This window comes from Yersinia similis (assembly GCF_001053095.1).
Classification (GTDB): Bacteria; Pseudomonadota; Gammaproteobacteria; order Enterobacterales; family Enterobacteriaceae; genus Yersinia; species Yersinia similis.
In genome coordinates this window covers 1-1,251 of the sequence record NZ_CGBP01000089.1, presented here as the reverse complement: position 1 = coordinate 1,251, position 1,251 = coordinate 1, and the positions used below count along the sequence as shown (strand labels likewise).

Below are 1,251 nucleotides of genomic sequence, written 5' to 3'. Positions count from 1 at the left end.
AAATCCGTACCAGTTTGCGGTGAATACACTGGGATGGGTGGATCCGCTGGGGTTGACGAATTGGTCCCAGAAACTAAGAGATGCAAATGTAGCACAACCGGGTGGTTTGACTAATGCTCATGGGCATCACATAGTATTTAAAGGTAATTTTGAAGGCGATTCTAGGCAGCCTTTTGTGAATGCGAGTAAATCTATATTATCTAAGTATGATATAGATCCTGTTAATGATATGTCTAATCTTATGTGGGCTTCTAATATTGAAGGAGTTCATACAACTGATAATGCTAAAAAGGTAGCTTTAGGATTAGCAAAAGCGGATCGAGATTTAGACGCTCAAATGGAATCTGGGGAGATAGATAAAAAATGTGCAAAAGGAAAAATGGAATCTCGACTCCAGTCAATTGGTCAGTCAGTTTTTGGAGGATATTAATATGAGTTTTTTTGATACGTCCTTTGAAGGTAAGCTTATTGAAGCTGTTAAAATGGATTTTTTTGATCTTTTAAATAAAGTTGAAAATGAAAATATATATGCAATTAGTTTAGTGGTAGATAGCGATGTGAGTGGGTTTTTTCTGGTTTTTAATACATTGGAGTTTTTAGAGAGAAAAGATTTTGTTTTATCTCAAAATGACAATTTAAAAGAATTTAGAGAATTTATGTCTCCAGAGGAAATTAAGAAAATGTTTGGGGATTATGATGGTGGTTTTAAAAGTACAAAATGGATCCCGACTGAGTGGGGCTATGGGAATAACTCGTTGGAGTACAGTAAGATAAATGTCATTAATAAGGAGTTATCTAAGGTAAGTGAATCATTAAATAATGGATTTATTTTTGAAAAAAAAGTTCATGGGATGATGATATCATCTTTGTTGGCTTTAAAAGAAACGCTTGGATTTGATTTTAATGAGGTTGTCTTCTTTGTCTCTATGTCTGATGATGAGCGAGTAAGAGAAATTGAAAATTCATCAGCTAAAATATTGAATTCGGAAAGTATTTATGATGAATTTATAAATAGGTTTTCTTGATTTTTATATGATGATGCTAAATAATTCGATTTTATCGATGATATTTTAGATTCTGTGAATAATTTTTTTAATTACCTATCGATATATTAAAGGTGATCGTTTAGATAGTCACTGAACTTATCTTGTACCATCATTCGGCTTCCGATAGCGGGCTGCCCGATGCCAGAACTATCCGCTGTGAATATGATCGGGAAGATAATCTACTGCTCTACAACGAGAACGGCTC

General features: G+C 33.9%; 2 protein-coding genes. Both read left to right on the top strand.

Going from position 1 to position 1,251, the window contains the following annotated elements:
* The coding region (locus tag AC971_RS21495; protein WP_053084960.1) for an AHH domain-containing protein at positions 1-430 on the top strand (430 nt) is incomplete at its 5' end.
* A gap of 1 nt (position 431) precedes the next feature.
* Entirely contained in the window at positions 432-1,025 is a 594-nt protein-coding gene (locus tag AC971_RS21500; protein WP_012303618.1) for a DUF4303 domain-containing protein, read from the top strand.
* Positions 1,026-1,251 lie beyond the last annotated feature (226 nt).